9 protein-coding genes are annotated in these 20887 nt (G+C 58.8%); 6 read left to right on the forward strand and 3 right to left on the reverse strand.

From position 1 onward, the window contains the following. Nucleotides 1–9: 9 nt before the first annotated feature. Nucleotides 10–909: a LysR family transcriptional regulator gene (locus GS646_RS18800; protein ID WP_171187433.1), complete on the reverse strand. Its 900-nt coding sequence runs from the start codon at nt 907–909 to the stop codon at nt 10–12. A 161-nt stretch (nt 910–1070) separates the two neighbouring features. On the opposite strand from GS646_RS18800, the gene GS646_RS18805 reads away from it, so the two are divergent. From GS646_RS18805 to GS646_RS18825, 5 genes are all read left to right on the forward strand, one after another. Continuing rightward, nucleotides 1071–1565, forward strand: a complete 495-nt coding sequence (locus tag GS646_RS18805) for a nuclear transport factor 2 family protein (RefSeq protein WP_216600462.1) — start codon at nt 1071–1073, stop codon at nt 1563–1565. Nucleotides 1566–1585: 20 nt separating this feature from the next. Continuing rightward, entirely contained in the window at nt 1586–1978 is a 393-nt protein-coding gene (locus GS646_RS18810) for a nuclear transport factor 2 family protein (RefSeq protein ID WP_171647893.1), read from the forward strand. Then, nucleotides 1975–2577 (forward strand): NAD(P)H-dependent oxidoreductase, encoded by a 603-nt coding sequence (locus GS646_RS18815; protein WP_171647891.1) that lies wholly within the window; start codon nt 1975–1977, stop codon nt 2575–2577. The genes GS646_RS18810 and GS646_RS18815 overlap by 4 nt, the downstream gene beginning before the upstream one ends. Before the next feature lie 137 nt (nt 2578–2714). After that, nucleotides 2715–3881: an adenylate/guanylate cyclase domain-containing protein gene (locus tag GS646_RS23250; protein WP_171187438.1), complete on the forward strand. Its 1167-nt coding sequence runs from the start codon at nt 2715–2717 to the stop codon at nt 3879–3881. 291 nt (nt 3882–4172) lie between these two features. Continuing rightward, a complete protein-coding gene (locus tag GS646_RS18825; RefSeq protein WP_171647889.1) occupies nt 4173–5429 on the forward strand; it encodes an Hsp70 family protein in 1257 nt (418 codons plus the stop codon). A gap of 107 nt (nt 5430–5536) precedes the next feature. Here GS646_RS18825 and GS646_RS18830 read toward each other — a convergent pair whose 3' ends face one another. Then, nucleotides 5537–5674 carry a DUF2256 domain-containing protein gene (locus GS646_RS18830; protein ID WP_171187442.1) on the reverse strand — a complete coding sequence of 46 codons (138 nt, stop codon included), beginning with the start codon at nt 5672–5674 and terminating at the stop codon, nt 5537–5539. Nucleotides 5675–5677: 3 nt separating this feature from the next. After that, entirely contained in the window at nt 5678–7177 is a 1500-nt protein-coding gene (locus GS646_RS18835; protein ID WP_171187444.1) for an FAD-binding domain-containing protein, read from the reverse strand. Nucleotides 7178–7552: 375 nt separating this feature from the next. Between GS646_RS18835 and GS646_RS18840 the strand changes: the two genes are divergently transcribed. Further along, on the forward strand, nt 7553–20875 hold the full coding sequence (locus GS646_RS18840) for a hypothetical protein (RefSeq protein WP_171647887.1): 13323 nt from the start codon (nt 7553–7555) through the stop codon (nt 20873–20875). The last annotated feature ends 12 nt before the right edge of the window (nt 20876–20887 follow it).

The raw sequence follows: 20887 nt of genomic DNA on the forward strand, positions 1-20887 counted from the left end.
CTTATTTTTCTACTTAGAACCTCTTTGCTGTTTTATGTGCTCAATGAACAGCTTTAGTGGCATCATGCCCCTGTATTCCCGCGGGTAATAAAGGAAAATACCAGGCGTCTGGCCCAGATGGTTTTCAAGAACAGGCTTAAGGTGGCCTGCCCTGATTTCAGCGGCCACAAAGGCCCGGAATGTATAAACCAGCCCCAACCCCTGTTTTGCAAGATCAACCGAAGCTGGCAAAGTGTTTGTGATCAGATTGCCTTGCACTTGAACGGAATACGGTCCCTCTCTGGCTTCAAAACGCCACGGAGCAATCTGGCCAGAAGACTGAAACCTGTATCGAATACAGTTATGCTCAAGAAGATCGCGTGGGTCTCTGGGCGTGCCGCGGGCAGTCAGATAGTGCGGACTTGCTGATACGGCCAGTTGCAATGGCTGAGTAAGTCGAACCGCGACCATATCTTGCGCAACTCGGTCCCCCAACCGGAACCCAGCATGCAATTCTTCGCCCAAAATGTCCGAGAGCGCATCCGTCAATGACAGCTCCAGCTCAATCTCGGGAAATTTGGCGCAAAAGCTGTTCAGGATCGGGCTCACGTACAAATGGTACGCAAATTCAGGCATGGCCAACTTCAGCGTGCCCCGGGCGGCATGGCCTGTGCTGCGTGCACTTTCTACCGCCTCGGACAGTTGGTCAAAGGCTGGGCCCGCTCCACGGATGAGCGCACGCCCGGCTTCGGTCAGGCTGATTGAGCGCGTTGTTCTTATGAAGAGTGCCGTATCCAGCTGATCTTCCAGCGACTTTAACTGATGACTCACGGTCGATGGTTTGATGCCAAGTGCGTCTGCGGCGGCCCGCAGCGACCCGTGCCTGGCTATGGCGGTGAAGATTTCAAGCGTTGCAAGCGGTAAGCGCATAGGATCCCCGATCTTGGCTTTGTTCGACTCTATACATGAAAGTAGTGAATTTCGGGGGAATTATCACGAAAGAGCTAAATAACTAAGTTCTCGTTATCACAGCATAGACCGGCAGAAAGCGTTGCAGTTGCCCGACGCCTAAGCGCCTGAGAGGACAAGAGATGAAAACCCTGACCAAAGCCGCAGCACTCGCCACCGCAATCATCGCAGGAGACACCGCCATGGCGGCCTCACCGGAAGAGAACATCAAAGTGGTCCAAGACTTTTTTGCCGCCTACGGCGCGAACGATCTGGACGGAATTGCTGCCGTGATGGACGAGGACGTCAAATGGCACATTCCGGGTCGTCACCCATTGTCTGGAACGAAGAACGGGCGTGAGGAAGTGCTCGCCTTCTTCGCACAATTGGGCACAGCCGGGTTCCAAGCCCAGCCGATCTATTTCGGCGCGGATGAAACACATGTCGTGGACATTCATCGCGGTTGGTCGAATGCAGACGGAAAACCGAATGTAGATACGACCTGGGCGCTGGTCTATCGCATCGAAGAGGGCAAGATCGTCGAAGCGACGAACCTTTCTGCCGATCAGGATGCGGCAAATACGTTTTTCTGGTCGCAGTATGATCTGGCTCCGCTGCCGGACCGGCTGGCTGATTAAGTCGCCGAATGGTGAACTCCATGAACGACTATCCCAAAATACGTTCCTTTATCGCAGATTGGTTCGCGCGGTTTGACCGGCTTGATCCGATCGAGGCATTCCTTGAGGACCTACACCCCGATGTGGATTGGGACATGCCGGATGTTGACGCGACCTTGACAGGGCACGCTCGGGTGCGCGCGTGGTATACAGACGTACTTGCAACCTTGCAGCGCCCGACCGAACATCACGTCAGCAAGATAAAGGTCACGCCGGGCGCTACGGAGTTCGAAGTTCTGTTTCGTGCCACAACCGTGAGCGGAGAACATATCGAAGCGCGGGTTCAGGAAAACTGGCGGTTTGACACGCGTCCCGATGGTCGCCCCCTCATCACCGTTCATTCAGCGAAACTTCTGCAAGAGGCAGACACATGAAAACACTCGTTCTCACCGCGCATCCAGACCTGAGCAAATCCCGGATCAACCGAGTCTGGTTCGATGCGCTTTCAGACGCGCAAGAAGTCACCACACGCGATTTGACCGATATCGGTGGTGCTGAGTTGCGTTTTGACGTCGAAACGGAACAAGCATTGCTGATGGCCCATGACCGGTTTGTATTTCAGTTCCCGTTTTACTGGTACTCTGCGCCGCCTGTCATGAAGGCGTGGATGGATCAAGTTCTGAGCTATGGCTTTGCCTACGGACCCGGTGGGGATCATCTGAAGGGGCGCGAGTTTCTGATCCTTGTCTCTACAGGTGGGCCCGAGCACAGTTACCACGCGGGAGGGTACAACAATTACACGATGGCCGAGTTTCTTAAGCCTTTCCAGCAAACCGCGAACCTTGCCGGAATGACCTATCTGCGCCCCTTTGTGGCTCATGGGATGGCGCTGGCCTCGCAAGATCAAATCGAAGCGACCGTACCGGACATGTTGGCTCATTTAACCGACCCGGACTTGGATCCAAAAGTTAAACAGGCACGCTTGTTGAAACAACTTGAGGATGACCCGACCAAAGCCGCCGCTGTCAGTTGATCATACCCCAAAAGAAACCGCCGCACGTTTGGCAAACCGCATTGATGCAGAATTTCAAAAGCGTCTGCATCAGTGCGGGTTCTCTCCTAGGAATTGATATGTAGACTGTAAACACGTCCATTTTGTGCGAGGGGCTCGTGTCCGAAATTGATGCACTGAACCATTGGCTGATTTCTGAAGGACGGTTGTTGGGCGATGAAACCGCAATCGTGCAAGGCTATTGCGAAGGCCTTGTAAAGCTTGGTGTACCATTGGCACGGGCACGGATTGCACAAAACTACTCAAATCCATTGCTCAGCGCATGGGGTATTATCTGGACCCCTGAAAACACCCGTCGCTATACGGTTCCCACGACTGTGCTGTCGACAAGTGCTTGGCATGGCAGCCCATTTGAATACATCGTCACGCGTCGGTGCCCTCTGCGAAAGCGGCTGGCGGACCTCAACCTTGAAGATGAACACCCGATCTATTCAGAACTTGCCGAAGCGGGTGCCACGGATTTTCTGGCCATCCCACTGGAACATGGAAATGGATCGGTTCAAGGCACCAGCTTCACTTCAAATGCTGAAATCGGGTTTTCCGATACGCACATTCGATACATTGAAGAGTCGCGTTACGCACTTGCGGCAGCTTTGGAACCCATAGCGATGCGTCAGTCACAAAAAAGCCTGCTACAGACTTATCTGGGTCATGGTCCAGCGGTGGAGATCGGTCAGGGGCATATTAAGCGCGGGGAACACAGAACGGTTGCAGCCGCGATCTTGTTTGCGGATCTCAGGGGGTTTACCGAAAAGGCCCAGGCTTGGCCCGAGGAAAAACTGCTGGCCATGATGGGAGACTATTTTGAAATGGTGGTCTCGCCAATTCAGAACGCAGGCGGCGATGTGCTCAAATTCATGGGCGATGGCATTCTGGCAGTTTTTGAGACCGACAACAGCGACGAGTCCACTTGCAGATCGGCAGTCGAGGCTGCTTCTGGAGCCTTGGCCAATCTTGGCGAATACAACAAACAAGCGGATGAACGAAGCCAAGAGGCAATCGAGTTTGTCATCGGCATCGACTTTGGTCCTGTGACATTTGGCAATATCGGCAGCCCTGATCGGTTGGACTTCACAGTTGTAGGACAGACTGTCAATGTCGCTAGTCGTGTGCAGGATCTTTGTAAGATACTGGGTGAAAAGACCCTGATCACTTCGCGTGTTGCGAAACACATGGGAAACATGGTTCAGTCCGTTGGTCGTCACGCTGTTCGAGGTTTAGACCAAGATATTGAGGTTTTCAGAATTTCTGCCAAAGGATCGTAACGCTTTAGGTTTTGAGAGCGGGTTAGTCTGTTTTGATCCTTGCAGACATACTTTCCGCGCACCTTTGATAGGTCGGGAAAAGGGGTGCCCAGAAGTGAATGAAGGGCACCCGAATCCTGCGCACCCAGAGAGTTGGACGTTTGTGGGTTATGAAGTTAACGCTCGGAAAAAGCGTTGCGCATCGTCTGATGGACCGGTTTCAACATGTATGTGAGCAGCGGAGGCTTGACCCCGGTTTGAGAAAACTTTAGGCCCGACGCTCTTTGCTCAGACAATTCGGAGACATGTGCCATGGCCCCCATCCGCCCGTGGATCGGCATCGACTTTGGTACGTCAAATTCAGCTGTTGCTTACATAGATGCAAACGCGCCTCGACTTGTACGTTTCGATGGCGATGCAAAGACACTTCCAACCACTTTCTTTTTTGATTTCGAAACGCGCGAAACCTTGATTGGTGAACCCGCCAACCAAGCGCTTTTGGATGGGCTGGAGGGGCGTTTCATGCGAGCGCTCAAGCGGGTTTTGGGTACTGCTTTAATGCATGAAAAGCGGCAGATTTTGAACGAGCGGCTGACATTTGTCGAAATCATCGGTTCTTTTCTGCGCCAACTGAGGGAACAGGCAGAGGTCGAAATTGGTGTGCCGTGCACACGCGTTGTATCGGGACGACCTGTAATATTTCATGGGGTGAACGACCCGCGAGAGGCTCAGGCAGAAGCTGATTTGCGCGCATGTTACATAGCCGCCGGATTTACGGATGTTCAGTTTTGCCCTGAGCCCGCCGCAGCGGCCATCGCGACAGGTGCCACTGAATGCGGCTCGGGTACTGGGCTGGTTGTCGACATTGGGGGTGGAACGTCTGACTTTTCGGTCTTTCGGTCCCATGCAGCCGAATTAGAGATTCTGGCCAATCACGGAGTGCGCATTGGGGGAACGGATTTCGACCGCGCGATCAGTATTGATCATGTGATGCCGCTTTTGGGCAAAGGTTCGATGGTTCGGGATGTCTTTGGCAGCGGGGCATCGAAGGCCCCCAATGCCATTTTTAATGACCTGGCGACCTGGGAGGTGATCCCGTTTCTGTACACGGCGCAGAACCGGCGCACGGTGGGCGACATGGTACAACTGGCCCAGTCACCTGAACGGTTGGCCCGCCTTGCTTCGGTGCTTGAGCACGAATTGGGGCATGAACTGGCCTTTGCTGTTGAAAGTGGAAAGATTGAAGTGAACTCAGGGACACAAGATCCGGCGATCAAACTTGACGTGCTTGAGGCTGGGTTGGCGGTACAGCTAAGTGACGCGCTGGTGGCCGACAGTCTTAACGATCATGCTTCACGGTTGGAGACTGGGGTGCAAGAGGTGTTGCGCCTGGCGGATGTAACTGCAGAACAGATCGACCGGGTTGTCTATGTTGGCGGCTCAAGCCTGATGGCCATTGTCCCCGAAACGATGCGACGTGTTTTCCCGGATGCCGAACATTCCTTTGCATCTGTTTTTACCGCAGTGGCCGAAGGTCTCGCGATCATGGCAGCGCGAGAGGGCGTGTAACCGTCGGTGACCAGTTTTAGTCAAGGGCGCGTTCTTTGAGGGGTGCAAGAGTTCACTTTTTTGAAAACATGAGGCGCATGTCACGGCTAAATGCTTTAACAGGCTGATCATCTGGCGCGCCTGCATCGGTCCGAGCAATAGCGAACCTGATCCCAGACCTTTGCCCATTTCCGACGCCATGTGAAAGGTCGCCCACATCTGATGCAAGTTTTAGAGGGCAGGTCAGATTTCTTGCGCATGCGCATCGGTTAGCCGTCCAGTGGTAAACTCAGTTGGGCCGAAGGTTTTGATCGTGCTTTAGACGATGAGCGGCGTTTGCGACTTCCGTGTTTGGACTGGATGGCGGCGGCTTCGATGCGAAAGGCCGGAGTGCGACGGACAGCCCAAATCCTCTCGCGTGCCAGCTTTGCGGCGGCAAGGTGGTTGAAGATGCGTTCGGGATAGAGCGTGCCAACCACCGCCGCAGCATTCGGTGCGGACCACGGCTCTTGTAGGTAAGGATCGGCTATCGCGGCCAACTCTGGCACCCATAGCCGTGTAAATACGCCGGACGGATCCTGATCTTTTCCCTGTTTCACGGGATTGTAGATCCGCACAGCATTGATACCGGTTGTGCCGGATTGCATTTGGACCTGGTTCCAGTGAATGCCCGGTTCATAGTCGGTAAATAGCCGCGCCAATTCCAAACCCGGCGCGCGCCAGTCAAGCCAAAGGTGATAGCTTGCGGTTGCCATCACCATCGCCCGCATCCGGAAGTTCAGCCAACCCGTTGCTCGAAGTGAACGCATGCAGGCATCCAGAAAGGGATAACCTGTTTGACCATTGGCCCAGGCATGCAGGTTCGCGGGATCTGGCTGCACAGGGCGTAACTCGTCGTAAAGCTTGTGCAGGTTCTTGAATTCGATCCTGGGTTCGTCTTCCAGTTTCTGGATGAAGTGGCAATGCCAATGCAGACGACCCGAAAAAGAACGCAGCGACTTGCGCCAGGCTTGCGCACCCGAACTCAAATTTTGTTGCCTCTGCACCGTCGCCTGTGCCACCTCGCGCATCGATACGGCCCCCCAAGCCAGATAGGGCGACAGGCGCGAGCAGGCGTACGCGCCTTGTAATGGCGAAGACATCGCGCGTTGATAGGTTTCTCCTCGACTGTGTAAAAAGCTGTCCAAAAGCTGTAAACCGACGCTTCGCCCACCGGGCTGTCGATCCGGGCAGGAATCTGACACAAGCTGCAGATCCTTCGAGGACGGCACACGGCCCAGATCCATTTCAAGCGCTGACAGAACCGGCGGCAGAGCTTTGGGTTGCGCCATATGGGTGTCCCAGCGTCTGGCCCACCCTTCGCGCGAGGTCATTCGGCGTTGTACACCGTGGTTTTTAACTTCACGCCATCGCACCCCGTTTTCAGTGCACCATTCAGCCACTTTCAGGTCACGGCGATAGGTCCAGTTGTTGCCGGTTTCCTCGTGCGACCAAAGCGCAGAGAGGTGCCCCGCAACATGTAGATTTGACAGGATCTGAGTGATTTCCCCGGTTCGTATAACCAGAGGCTGACCCAGCTTGCCCAAATCATCGCGCAATTGTTCGAGCGTTTCGGCGATAAAGCCCCAGTGGCGGGCAGACATATCAGGTTGCTGCCAAAGGTCCGGTTCTACGACATAAAGTGGAAGCACCTCTCCGCATTCCGCAGCGCGTGCAAGGGCGGAGTTGTCCTGCACGCGAAGGTCGCGTTTGAACCAGACGATCTGCATTGCGTTAAGCCCGTATTCCAAAACTTCCGAACATAGCGCAGACACTTAGAGCGGAAGTGAAGGTCATCCAGCCTAACAGAGAGCTGCAATCTTGGGTTGTGATCTCTGCTTAGATTGAAACGAACAACCATTGCGGGTGGCATTCGTTATCGCTTTGGAAACATTGCATTGTATCGAAGTGATACTTTTGTGTTGTAAATCAGCAATTAGTCTTACCAAACCGTTAATGAGTGAACAAATTCACATCAATCGTCTTAAAATTGCAGATACTCTTCACAAGATGGTGATGGGGAAAGCTCGAATTGCAGGTGACTGCTTTTCGGGAACCTGTCCGGTTGCCGTGTCGTTTGAATGCGTTGGTTGTGAGGTTCCAGAGTGATCAAGAAATCAAATTTGCTGGTTACTGTTTCGTTTTTAGCTCTGATTTCAAATCCTTTGCTCGCTGCGCCGACGGCGGCCTCGAAGGTTGGTGATACCGTCAAAAACCCGGTGACGGGTCAGGATACAACAGTTAGCGCACTGATCGTAGACCCCGCATCCACGCCAACGGCGGGTACAACAGCCTTCGTTGAAACCGCAGACGGCTACGTTTTTCTGGTTAAGAGCGCAGGCGACACAATCTACAATTCGGACAATCCTCCGCTTGCCTTCAATATTGTCTCTATTACTGGAACGACCGCGCAAATCAGCGGCGGTGGAGCGACCGGTACGGCAAATTTGTCGACCCAGTTGACGCTGTCTCAGTACAACAGCGACTTCAAAGGCTCGGGTACGCCGGGGACGGTGACACCACCTGTCAACGTCTCGGGCCCTAACGGGGTGAGTCAGGTTGTCTATGGGCAGAATGGCAGCAATGGGCGGGACGGTGCATTGGTGGTTCCGCCGAGCTCTGGTGGAAACGGCAACGCTGGTCCGACACAGACCCAGTCTCTTGGCAGCAATGTAAATGCCACCAGCAATGTCGGATGGGAGATTGGCAGTGTTGGCGGCGACGGCGGCGACGGCGGGGATTCCTATCTAAGCTTTTGGGACGGGCGCGATGGAGGCGACGGCGGTAAGGGCGGCACGGTAAACGCAACGCAAACGGCCAGCAGCACGATTCAGACATCGGGCGCTAACAACGAGGGGATCTTTGCGTTCAGCCGCAGCGGCCAGGCTGGGAACGGCGGCAGTGGTTTTGCGGCACCGGGTGGCGGCACCGGAGGCCACTCGGCCGATGGTGGTAACGTGACGGTGACCCAAGCTGGATCGATTTCGACCAGCGGTGACTATGCTGACGGTATCTATGCACTGAGTGTGTCAAACAACGGCGGCAATGGCGGTTCGCAATGGGGATTGGTCGGATCCTCCGGCAGCGGCGGCTACGGCGGCAGCGGTGGCAGCGTGGTGGTTAACACGGCGTCCACCGGCACTATTCTGACCACCGGCAATTTTGCCAACGGGATTCTTGCTCAGTCCGTCGGTGGGTCTGGTGGCTCTACCGGAACCAGCGGCAACCTTCTTGTTTCACTGATAGGTAGCGCAGATAACGGCGGCAACGGCGGGCAGGTCTCGGTCTCGCATGGTGGAGCCATTGAAACGCGGGGCAGTTTCTCTCGAGGGATCGTTGCCCAATCCATCGGCGGCGGGGGCGGTTCCGGTGGAACCGCTGGGGGCCTCGTTTCTCTGTCGCTGGGCGGTGTCGGATCAAATGGTGGCAGCGGTAGCGCCGTCAGTGTGTCTGTGCAGGGGTCGGGAAGCATACTGACCCTTGGGGACGGGGCTGACGGGGTGATGGCGCAGTCAATCGGTGGCAGTGGTGGAACTGGTGCAAATTCCTTTGGTTTAGTTGCCATCGGCGGCGGCGGGTCTCGTGGCGGTACAGGTGCGGCGGTTAGCGTCAGCAACTATGGGCGCATTGTGACCCAAGGGGATGGCGCGCGTGGCATCATCGCTCAATCCATTGGCGGCGGTGGCGGTGACGGGGGATCGTCCGGCGGCATGGTGTCTGTTGGCGGCAACGGCAGCGGCGGCGGCAGCGGTTCGACCGTGACCATTGTTAACGATGGAATCATCACCACTGGTGGCGACGATGCGATGGGCATTTTAGCCCAGTCTATCGGCGGTGGCGGCGGTAATGGCGGTTCGTCCGGGTCTGTTGGGGCCTTTGTAGGCGTCGCAATCGGCGGCGATGGCGGAGCTGGTGGCAAAGGTGGTGACGTCAACGTTACTTTATCCAATACAGACAGCAGTCAGCCTTCGGCGATCCAGACGTCGGGCGCGCGATCCACGGGTGTTTTTGCGCAATCTGTTGGTGGCGGTGGCGGCAACGGCGGCGGGGCTGTTTCGGTTGCTGTCGGCGCTTTTGGCGCTGCTTCTGTTTCCGTCGGCGGATCGGCAGGCAGTGGAGGAGACGGGGGCAATGTAACGCTTGCTGGCGGCGGTTCGGCTTCGGTGCAAACCGGGGGAGACGATTCAACCGGCATCATGTTGCAGTCCGTTGGCGGTGGCGGCGGCAATGGCGGGTATGCCGTTTCGGTTGCGGTCTCCGGCGGTCCGGTTTCTGGCTCTCTGGCAGTTGGTGTTGGAGGTGACGGCAGTACAGGTGGCAAAGGCGGTAACGTCACGGTTGGTCAGTTTGACAGCAGTGGCGCAGCCGTTGCCGCCGGTTTCGAAGGCACGGTTGTCACAACAGGGAACCGGTCAACCGGTATGCTGTTTCAGTCTGTCGGCGGTGGTGGCGGCAATGGCGGATTGGCTGTTGCCGCAACCGGCGGTGCCTCGGCGCTGTTTTCCGGCAACGTCTCGGTCGGAATTGGTGGCCAGGCGGGCAGCGCTGGGAATGGTGGGATCGTACAGGTCTCGACCAATGCTGATGTGACGACGACCGGCACAAACTCAAGCGCGATTATTGCGCAATCCGTCGGTGGCGGCGGTGGCAACGGCGGGGGCAGTATCGCGGCCGGGATCAGCGCCAGCGGTGGGGCATCTGCTGGGGTTAATGTCAGCGTCGGTGGCAATGGCGGCGGGGCAGGAACTGGAGGCAAGGTCACTTTGGTCGCGGGCGGCTCATCTATCGAGACCAGCGGCGCGTTTTCCAGCGGCGTTGTTGCGCAATCCGTCGGTGGCGGCGGTGGTAATGGCGGCTACAGCATCGGGGCCAGCGCTAATATCGGCGGCGCGGCTGCCGGGTCCGTGAATGTCGGCCTGGGTGGTAAATCCGGCGGTGGCGGTATCGGTGGCACTGTGACCGCGCAGGTTGGTGCAAATGTTACAACGCGTGGAAACGATTCCGGGGCGGTTGTTGTTCAGTCCATCGGTGGCGGTGGCGGCAACGGTGGATTCAGCGTCGCGGCAGGTTTGGCTGCAGGCGGCGCAGGCGCGGGAACAGTCAACGTCGGTTTGGGAGGTTCAGGTGGCAAAGGGGGCAACGGAGGCACTGTTTCAGGTGTTCGTGTCAACGGAGATGTCCGAACCGAGGGTCTGCGTTCGACGGGTGTGGTGATGCAATCCATCGGCGGCGGTGGTGGTAACGGTGGTTTCAACGTCACCGCAGGTGTCGCCGCAGCGGGCGCCGGAGCTGGTACGATTGGAGTCGGGCTGGGGGGCAATGGTGCTTCGGGCGGCGATGGCGGCATCGTTGAAGGTCAGGTTGCAGGAAACGTTACAACACTGGCTGATGCGTCAAGTGGTGTGGTGTTTCAGTCCATTGGTGGCGGTGGCGGCAATGGCGGTTTCAACGTCACAGCCGGAATAGCGGGGGCTGGTGCCGGCGGCGGTGCCGTTTCCGTTGGCTTGGGCGGCGGCGGCGCTGGTGGTGGTGTCGGGAAGACAGTCACCGGGCAAGTCACGGGTACAGTCCGCACAAGCGGCACGGATTCTACTGCGGTCCTGGCACAGTCGGTCGGTGGCGGCGGTGGCAACGGTGGGTTCAACGTCAGTGCGTCGCTGGCAGGTGCAGGTGTGGGCAGCGGTGCTGTTAGCGTAGGTTTGGGCGGTGATGGTGGCACTGGTGCGATCGGTGGGACTGTCACCCTGACCACAACCAATTCAATAGAAACGATTGGGGATCGTTCCTCGGGCGTAGTCGCGCAATCGATCGGCGGCGGTGGTGGCAACGGCGGTTTCAACGTTTCGGGTACCGGGGCTGGTGCGGGCGTCGGGTCAGGCGCGGTGAGCGTTGGCTTGGGTGGTACCGGCAGTGGCGGTGGCAACGGTGGCGCAGTTACTTTGACGTCCGGCGGCACGGTATTGACGCGGGGCAACGGATCAACGGCCATTCTGGCGCAGTCTATCGGCGGTGGCGGCGGCAATGGCGGCTTCAACGTCAGTGCGTCAGTCCAGGGATCGGGCACCGCTGGCGGTGGTGTGTCTGTCGGCTTGGGTGGAAATGGCGGTGGCGGAGGCGACGGCAGCACTGTCAAAGCCACGTCAAACAACGCTGTTGAAACGCGCGGAGATCAATCTTCGGGTGTCGTCGCACAATCCATCGGGGGCGGTGGCGGCAACGGCGGGTTCAACGTGGCCCCTGTTCTGTCAGGCGCGGGAACAGCCAGTGGTGCGGTCAGCGTCGGTCTGGGTGGATCGGGTGATACCGGCGGCAATGGTGGTGCAGTCACTTTGACGTCCAACGGCACCATTTTGACCAAAGGTTTCGCGTCCAGCGGGTTTGTTGCGCAATCCATTGGCGGCGGCGGCGGCAACGGCGGTTTTAACGTTTCTCCAACCGTCTCAGGCGCTGGCACCGGCGCGGGGTCGGTCTCGGTTGGTCTTGGGGGCTCTGGCGCGGGTGGTGGTGACGGCAGTACGGTCACGGCCAGTACCACTGAAAACGTGGTGACCATGGGTGCTGCTTCGGTGGGTATCCTTGCTCAATCCGTTGGTGGCGGCGGTGGCAATGGCGGCATGAACGTCTCACCAGCACTGGCCGGGGCTGGCACAGGCGCGGGCGCAATCAGCGTTGGCTTGGGCGGGTCCGGCGGCAGCGGTGGCACCGGTGGCGTTGTTGGGCTGACAGTTGCCAACAGCGTGCGCACCGAAGGCAACCAATCCAGTGCGGTCGTCGCGCAATCCATTGGTGGCGGCGGTGGCAACGGCGGGTTCAATGTCTCGGCTTCTGTAGGTGGAGCAGGTACCGGCTCTGGCGCGGCTGCAGTGGGTTTGGGTGGTCGCGGAACCGGCGGCGGCAACGCTTCGTCGGTCACGGCTGACGTCACTGGTAACCTTGTCACGTTAGGCGAAACCTCTTCCGGGTTATTGGCTCAATCCGTTGGCGGCGGTGGCGGCAATGGCGGCATGAATATCTCGGTCGCGGTGGCTGCGGCTGGAACGGGTTCGGGTGGTGCATCTGTTGGTCTGGGCGGCGCGTCCGGCACTGGCGGCGATGGCGGAACGGTACAGGCAACGCTGACAGGCGACGTCTCGACCCAAGGCAATGAATCCGGAGCGTTCATCGCACAAAGCCTTGGCGGCGGCGGTGGCAATGGCGGCATGAACGTCTCAGCGACAGTGACTGTCGCCGGAAAAGGAAGCGGGGGCGCATCCGTAGGGCTTGGCGGCAGCGGTGGAAGCGGTGGTGATGCCAACACTGCTACGGGCACCGTTGTGGGCAACGTGAATACTGCGGGCAACAACTCGGGCGGTGTTCTGGTGCAATCTGCTGCTGGTGGAGGCGGCAACGGCGGGCTGAACGTCTCTGCGGCTGTCAATCTCTCGGGCACGGGCGGCGGCGCTGTTGGCGTCGGCATTGGTGGGTCCGGTGGCAGTGGCGGAAATGCCAATGCTGCAACCGGTACGGTCACAGGCGATGTGACAACGATGGGCGACACGTCGACCGGCGTTTTGGTGCAATCCGTTGGCGGCGGTGGCGGCAATGGTGGCGTCAATATCTCGGGCGCGCTTAGCATTGCGCGTACAGGTTCCGGTGCTGCAGGCATCGGCGTTGGCGGCTTTGGGGGCAGCGGCGGAACAAGTGGCACCGTTAACAGCACGGTTACGGGAAACATCAGCACCTCTGGCACACGGTCTGCGGGCATCATCGCCCAGAGCCTTGGTGGCGGCGGCGGCAACGGCGAAACCAACGTTTCTGGTGCGATTTCAGTGGCCAGCAACTATTCGGGCGGCCTCGGTGTTGGCGTTGGCGGATTTGGCGGCAACGGCGGTGCTGCGGACAGTGTCACGCAGCAGGTCATGGGCAATGTGACAACTGCTGGGGATGATTCAGTTGGTATCCTGACGCAGAGCCTTGGCGGCGGCGGCGGCAATGGTGGTGTGAACATTTCATCCGCGCTGTCCCTGTCCCGGTCGACCAACGCGGCCGTGGGTATCGGCGTAGGCGGTTTCGGCGGCGGCGGAGCAGACGCGGGAGCACTGACCCAATCGACTGTGACGGGTGGGGTCCGCACTGACGGCGACCGCAGCACCGGTGTTCTGACCCAAAGCCTTGGCGGTGGTGGTGGCAATGGCGGCACCAATATCTCGGCATCCGTGAGCATCAGCCAGCAGAATGGGGGCGGGATCAGCCTTGGCGTTGGCGGCTTTGGCGGTGGTGCTGGGAATGCCGGAGATGTGATCAGCACCCTGCGCTCCAGTACAAACGCTGGCGGCACCAGTTCGATTGTCACAACTGGCGCGGAAAGTATCGGGGTTATGGCGCAATCCGTTGGTGGAGGCGGCGGCAACGGCGGTCTGAATGTATCCGGCGCGGTAAGCTTGTCTGGCAAATCCGGTGCGGCTGTGGGACTGGGCCTCGGCGGTTTCGGCGGCGGCGGCGGAGACGCAGGCACCGTGAAACTGGATGTCCAAAGCGACGTCGTCACAGCAGGGGACGGCTCGCACGGTTTGTTTGCCCAAAGCGTAGGCGGTGGTGGCGGAACCGGTGGCACAAATATCTCTGGTACGCTGTCGCTGACCAAACCTTCAGGTTCCAGCACGATCTTTTCAGTCGCGGCGGGTGTCGGTGGTTTTGGTGGCGCGGGCGGCAACGCACAATCTGTCGATCTGGATTACACCGGCAATGTTCAGGCGGTGCCAATGGTTATATCCAACGGCACTTCGACTGTTGATCAAAGCAAAGGAGCCAGTGGCATTATTGCGCAATCGCTTGGCGGCAGCGGCGGCAATGGCGGGATAAATGTATCCGGCGGTTTAGCGATTAGCGGCAAACCCGGCGCGGGTTTGACCGATCAAAGCAAGTCCTACGCAGTTGTTGTCGGGGTTGGCGGTTTTGGCGGCGGCGGCGGCGACGCTGGGGACGTCTCGGTTGATATCGGCGCAGGCAGTACGATCCGGGCCCATGGTACGGGGCAGTCCGGTCTGCTGGCACAATCCGTTGGGGGCGGTGGCGGCAATGGTGGCATGAACGTTTCGGGCGGGATCGTTTCAGACAGTTCGCTGATCGTGGGTGTCGGCGGGTTCGCGGGCAATGGCGGCAAAGCGGGTGACGTTACTGTCACGTCGCAGGCAAACATCACGGTCACGACAAACCCTGATGACATCTCGATCCCCAACACCACAACGTTCGAGGACAAGCTGCGCGATTTCCTGGGCAACACGATTGTCGATCAAACTCAGGAACTGACCTCAACTTTCGGACTTGAGCGTCTGTTTATCGACATGGGTGTCTTCAATGAAGAAAAGCAGGATACAGACGGGTCGGCTGGTCTGCTGGCGCAGTCCATCGGCGGTGGCGGCGGCAATGGCGGCTTGAACGTCTCGGGCGGTATCGCGCTGAGCAAGGACGGTAAAATACCCTCGGTCACATTCGGGGTTGGCGGCTTTGGCGGCAACGGCAATGTCTCGGGCAATGTAGCGGTGGATCATGCGGGCGCGGTTTCGGTTGCGGGCAACTGGAAGCACGGTGTTCTGGCGCAATCTATTGCGGGCGGCGGCGGTAACGGCGCGCTGAACGTGACCGGTCAACTGAACTACGGCGATTCCAACAATTCCAGCGGCAAGACTGATCTCAGCATCGTTGGCGGCCTTGGCGGCCACGGAGGCACCGGCGCGGATGCGGGCGACGTAACTGTTGCGCAAACCGGCAACATCTCGACAAACGGTTATCACGCACGTGGCCTCTTTGCGCAGAGCATTGGCGGCGGTGGCGGTACCGGTGGGATCAACGCGACGTTCGTGGGTACCAAAGACAGCTCACCGATCGCGATGGGCATTGGTGGCTTTGGCGGCGGCGGCGGTGACGCGGGCAATGTCACCGTAGCGCGCGGAACGTCGACAGCGGCAGCGGGTACCATCACAACCGATGGGGCCGGATCACACGGGATCGAGGCGTCCAGCATCGGTGGCGGCGGCGGTGACGCCGGGATCAACGCGGTTGTCGGTATTAGCAAAACAACCGGCAGTCAGAGCAATGGCGGCACGGGCGATTCAAGTGGCCGCAAAACGCCCACGAACACAGGCGTCGATGACTCAGTCATCGCAAACTACAATGCGGTACTTGATGAGCTTGAGGGAAAGGTGAACCCGGCGGATTCCTCGGGTAATAAAACGGGTGTGTCGGCTGTGGTGGCCATTGGCGGGTCTGCCGGAACAGCGGGTGATGGTGGCACGATTGATGTGGACCATTACGGCAATGTCCTGACCAAGCAGGACGGCAGCCACGGGATTTTTGGGCAATCCATCGGTGGCGGTGGCGGCAACGCAGCCTTGAACCTGGGGATGACCTACGAGTTGGCCTCGGACGCGACCAACAAGGGCTTTGGACTGGCGATTGGCGGTGGCGTTGGAAACGGCGGCGACGGTGGCGCAGTCGATCTGCGCCATACTGGTAACATTACCACGCAAGGGGCAAATTCCCACGGTCTGTTCGCGCAATCTGTTGGCGGCGGGGGCGGCAACGCCGGTTACAACTCTGCCTCTACCTCGGTGGATGGCGGCAACGTCAACATTCAGATCGGTCGCGTTGGCGGCACGGGTGGAATGGGCGGCAACGTCTATGCAAGCTCGAACGGAGTCATCGCTACGCAGGGCAACAGCTCTTACGGCTTCTTTGCGCAATCGATCGGTAACGGAGGTGGAAACTCGACCTCGACGTCTGTTAGCATCGGTACGCCTAAAACCGGTGATAGCAAAGGCAACAAGGCCAGTTTGTCTGTCGGGCTTGAAGGAGGCACCGGCGGTGAAGCCGGCGATGTCACAGCTGTTGTGGCTGGTACGGTCTCAACCCAGGGTACGGATGCCCATGCGGTGTTTGCCCAAGCCGTTGGTGGCGGTGGCGGCACCGGCGGCAAGGCCAGCAACTCGGCTGGCAAGGGCACATCGATTGCCCTGTCCATCGGTGGCAGCGGCGGCAGCGGTGGCTTGGGTGGCAAGGTCGACCTCACCAATACCGCGCGGGTCGCGACCTTTGGCGACAGGTCAAACGGGTTGCTGGCACAATCCATTGGCGGCGCGGGTGGCACCGGCGGTATGGTTCAGGCGGGTCAGTCGAACCTCGATACCATCAAAGCCGTAGTCAACCCGTCGACCGTTGGGACCACTGCATCAATCAATGTCGGAGGTACAGGCGGGGACGGCATGACCTCGGACACCGTAACCGTAGACAGCGACGGGATCATCACAACCCAAGGCACAATGTCTCATGGCATTTTTGCGCAATCCGTCGGCGGCGGTGGCGGCATGGGGGGTGTGGTCGAGAACCGCATCATCAGCCTGCGCAAAGACATCGGCAACACGGCCACACTGTCAATCGGGGGCAATGGCGGCACGGGTGCGACCTCGGCGGCGGTGTCGGTCACGAACCGAGACCTGATCCAGACTGTTGGCGACAAATCCGTTGGTATCTACGCGCAATCCGTTGGCGGCGGTGGCGGAGACGCTCAACAGGTGCGCAACATTATCCTGGGTCGGTCCTCAGACGGCGCAACGACAAACGCCATTCTGATTGGTGGCACCGGCGGCACAGGCGGGGCTGGCAGCACAGTGACGGTTGCAAATACGGTCGACGGTACAATCCTGACCAGCGGTGCTGAAAGTCACGGTATCTTCGCGCAGTCTGTTGGTGGCGGCGGCGGCACTGGCGGTTCGACTATTTCGGTCGACGGCCGTTATGGCGGGGCTGAGGCCAGCACGCGGCGGGCGCTGCAATTTGGTCTGGGCGGCTCGGGTGGCACAGGCGGTATTGGCAGCACCGTTTCAGTGACCAATGCGGGTACCATCGTGACCACGGGTGCCAGTGCGCATGGGATATTTGCCCAGTCTATCGGTGGCGGTGGCGGAAATGGAGGCAGCTCCATCACCGGGACGCTGCGGCTGAAAACCGGCGACAACAGCTCGCCCACAGCGCAGTTGAACATCGGCGGCTCGGGCGGCAGCGGTAACGTCGCGGGCGACGTAATCGTCTCCAACAGCGGCGATATTCAGGTCGATGGCGCGGGGGCTTACGGTGTCATGGCGCAATCGGTCGGCGGCGGCGGCGGCAACGGTGGGCTGGCCGTGTCCATGGATGTGAATGACCTCAAGAACACGATGACCGGCAAGTCTTACTCCAAGATCGCCATTGGTGGTTCGGGCGGATCGGGTGCCGATGGCGGAGACGTCACGGTCAATCATACCGGCACCATTGTGGTGAACGCCCAAAACGGGTTTGGCATCTATGCGCAATCCGTAGGCGGCGGTGGCGGCAACGCAGGCTACTCGGTCTCGTCCCCGCTGGTTTCGGCGCTGGATTACACCATTTCACAGGCCTTGGGTGCCCGTACAGGAACAACCGGTTCGGTCGGCACCGTTACCGTGAATTCGACTGGCGACATTCTGGTGAATGGTGAAGGTGCGCAGGCTGTGTTTGCTCAATCGGTGAATGGCGGTGGCGGCAATGCCAACACATCGGTCAATTTCACAACCCGTACGTCTGGCGCGATAGGTTCGGTCGTGCGCAGCGACATTGCCCTTGGCGGCGACGATGTATCAGGCACGGCGGGCAATCAGATTACGCAGACGCATGACGGCAACATCGCCACGACGCGTGACAGATCGACCGCCCTGATGGTGCAGAGCGTCGGCGGCGGCGGTGGAACCGCGTCCACCAACGTGGACGTCGAGGATGGTGACGCCATCGACGTCACGGCACGACTGGGTGCAATCAACACCAACGATGCAAGTGGTGGAGATGTAACCGGCAACCGTACGGGTGATGTTGGCACAGATGGCGCATTCTCGTCGGCGGGTACAGTGCAGTCGATTGGTGGCGGCGGCGGTAAGCTGGTGCTGAACAGCAACGGCAGTGGCGTGGCCGGTACAGGCAAGGCTGCGTCGGTGATCCTGGGTGCTGATCCCAGCTTCAACAACGATGGCGGCACGATCAGCCTGTCGCTGGACGGTGATGTCTTTACCAGCGGAGACCGCGCGTTTGGTCAAACGGTACAAAGCATCGGTGCGGGCGGTGGCGAGGTTGTGATCTCGGGGCTTGGTGCCACCGATGTGACCCTGGGCGCGCAGGATGGATCGACCGGGGATGGCGGCAATGTCAACTTCACCAATATCGGCGATATGACCACCAGCGGCCAAGGCTCTCATGGCTTCGTCATTCAGAGCATCGGCGGTGGCGGCGGTATTGTCTCGACCGACATGGCGCAAAGCCGGATCACCGTGGGTCTGTCGACCAACAATGGCGGCAATGGCGGCGATATCGATTTCACGCAGACCGGGACCATCGTAACCACCGGCCAAGACGCGATTGGTGTGCTAGCGCAATCTCTGGGCGGCGGTGGCGGCATGGTGGATTCAGTCTTCCGTGGTTCCGCTGGCGGCGCGGGTTCCGGTGGGGCCATCGACATGGCGCTGAGCGGCAATATCATGTCGGTTGGCGCCGGCGGTATCGGTGTTCTGGCGCAGTCCGAGGGGCGTGATGGTGCAGGTGCCATTAATCTTGACCTCGATGGTGTGATAATGGGTGGCACTGGGCAGACGCGCTCGGTTGCTTCGATCGTTGTTGACGGAGGCACGAACAACGCGCTGTCGCTGTCGGCGAACAGCGTTCTGTTGGCCGGGAACAATCAACTGCTGAATGGCGGGGATGGGAACGATCAGGTGACACTCTCGGGTGCGGCGCTTGGAAACCTGAATCTTGGTGCGGGCACTAATGGTCTTACTGTTGAACAAGGGGCTGCGTTCTATGCGTTGGATACGGTCGACCTAGGGTCTACCGGTATGATGCAGGTGAACGGCGAGTTTGTTCTGGGTGCCAACTGGGGGCTGAACACAACGTTCACGTCATCTGTGCAGGCCAGTAACTTTGCTTTCTACGGCAATGTCAGCCAAAAGCTGGATCTGACCGGAAGCCTTGCCTTCGGCAATAGCGCAACGTCAACGTTTGATGTGTATTTCCTCACCTCAGGTGCATCTGGTGGTAGAAGCGATCTGGTCAATGTGACCGGAAACGCAACAATCGGCGGTACGTTGACGCCACAGCTGAACACGCTGGAACGCGCTTTGCCTTTGGTGATCATCAATCCGAATGGCACCGCAGCGGATGCCGGGACAACGATTCAGGACACGGTGGTTCTGGACTATTCGATAGGTTTGAATGGTTCGACGTCTGACGGCAGTTCCATCGATCTGGTGGTTGCGCCCGACTATTCGACGCAAGGGATGAATGCCAACCAAACGGCCATCGGTAACTATATCAACCAAGTGCTTTACGGTCAGGGATCGGCGGCACAGGGCGAGTTGTTTGCCCTCATCGGCAATATGCAGTCCGAGGCTGAGGTCATCGCTGCAATCAACACGCTGTCGACGTCAGACTATGCGTCTGATCTGGTGGATGCTTACTACGGCACACGGGTGTTTGCCGACACACTGCACAATTGTGAGCGCTTCACGGATTATCAGGTTGGTGATGACCCGCGGAACTGCATGTGGTTCTCGGGTGGCAGATCCTTCTTTGACCGCGACCAGACCGGAATCTACGATGCGCTCGACATAAACGCGACCAACCTTTCGGCAGGTGTGCGTATTCCGGTCGGAGATGAGCTTTACGCAGGATTTGCCGTGGGTCACGACCGGATGAGCCTGAGCAACGGGTCGTCCTATACTGCAAATGGCGACCGGTTCAATCTTGGCGCGTCGATCACCAAGTATTCTGGTGCGTGGGAATTCGCAGCCCAGCTGTCTGCTGGGTGGTCGGATTACGATACGCTCAGCGCCGGTGGGATCGTTGGTGTACTGCCAGGCGGGACTGTTGTGAACACGTCGGGAGTCAGTGAGATCACCCACAAGACCAACCATCAGAACCTGCGGTTGAGCTTTGCCTATGACCACAGGTTCGCTGGAGGGGCGTCTTACCTGCGCCCCGAGTTGTCATTTGACGCAACACGTCTGGCCACTTCGAGTAACGGTCAAGCCACGTTGTCCGGGGTCACCCTGCAAGACGACAGCAACATGATCTACTCGCTGACACCTTCGTTGGAAATGGGGACCGAACAGGTCCTGAGCGGCAAGCAGAAGCTGCGCGCCAGTTTGCGGGCGGGTGCCATCTTCTCGTCCGATGATACAGTATCGGTCACTGCCGGTTTCGCGGGGGCCAGCGCAGCAGATGGCGGTTTTGCCAATACCAGCTATGTCGGCGACAGCCATGGGGTCATTTCGGCCCGGCTCGGTTTGTTCGCACTGGATGACAGCCGCTTTATCAATTTGAGCGTGGATCATATGTTCGGAGACTCAACCGAGGCTTTGCAGGTCGGGCTTGGTCTTGGCGTACAATTCTAACTCATGAGGAAC

The organism is Ruegeria sp. HKCCD4315 (assembly GCF_013112245.1).
In the GTDB taxonomy this organism is placed as follows: domain Bacteria; phylum Pseudomonadota; class Alphaproteobacteria; order Rhodobacterales; family Rhodobacteraceae; genus Ruegeria.

Excerpts from the sequence above, each read along its gene's own strand:
- GS646_RS18805 (WP_216600462.1), top strand. The coding sequence starts at position 1,071 with ATGAAAACCCTGACCAAAGCCGCAGCACTCGCCACCGCAATCATCGCA.
- GS646_RS18825 (WP_171647889.1), top strand. The coding sequence starts at position 4,173 with ATGGCCCCCATCCGCCCGTGGATCGGCATCGACTTTGGTACGTCAAAT.
- GS646_RS18830 (WP_171187442.1), bottom strand. The coding sequence starts at position 5,674 with ATGCGCATGCGCAAGAAATCTGACCTGCCCTCTAAAACTTGCATCAGA.
- GS646_RS18810 (WP_171647893.1), top strand. The coding sequence starts at position 1,586 with ATGAACGACTATCCCAAAATACGTTCCTTTATCGCAGATTGGTTCGCG.
- GS646_RS18800 (WP_171187433.1), bottom strand. The coding sequence starts at position 909 with ATGCGCTTACCGCTTGCAACGCTTGAAATCTTCACCGCCATAGCCAGG.
- GS646_RS18835 (WP_171187444.1), bottom strand. The coding sequence starts at position 7,177 with ATGCAGATCGTCTGGTTCAAACGCGACCTTCGCGTGCAGGACAACTCC.
- GS646_RS18815 (WP_171647891.1), top strand. The coding sequence starts at position 1,975 with ATGAAAACACTCGTTCTCACCGCGCATCCAGACCTGAGCAAATCCCGG.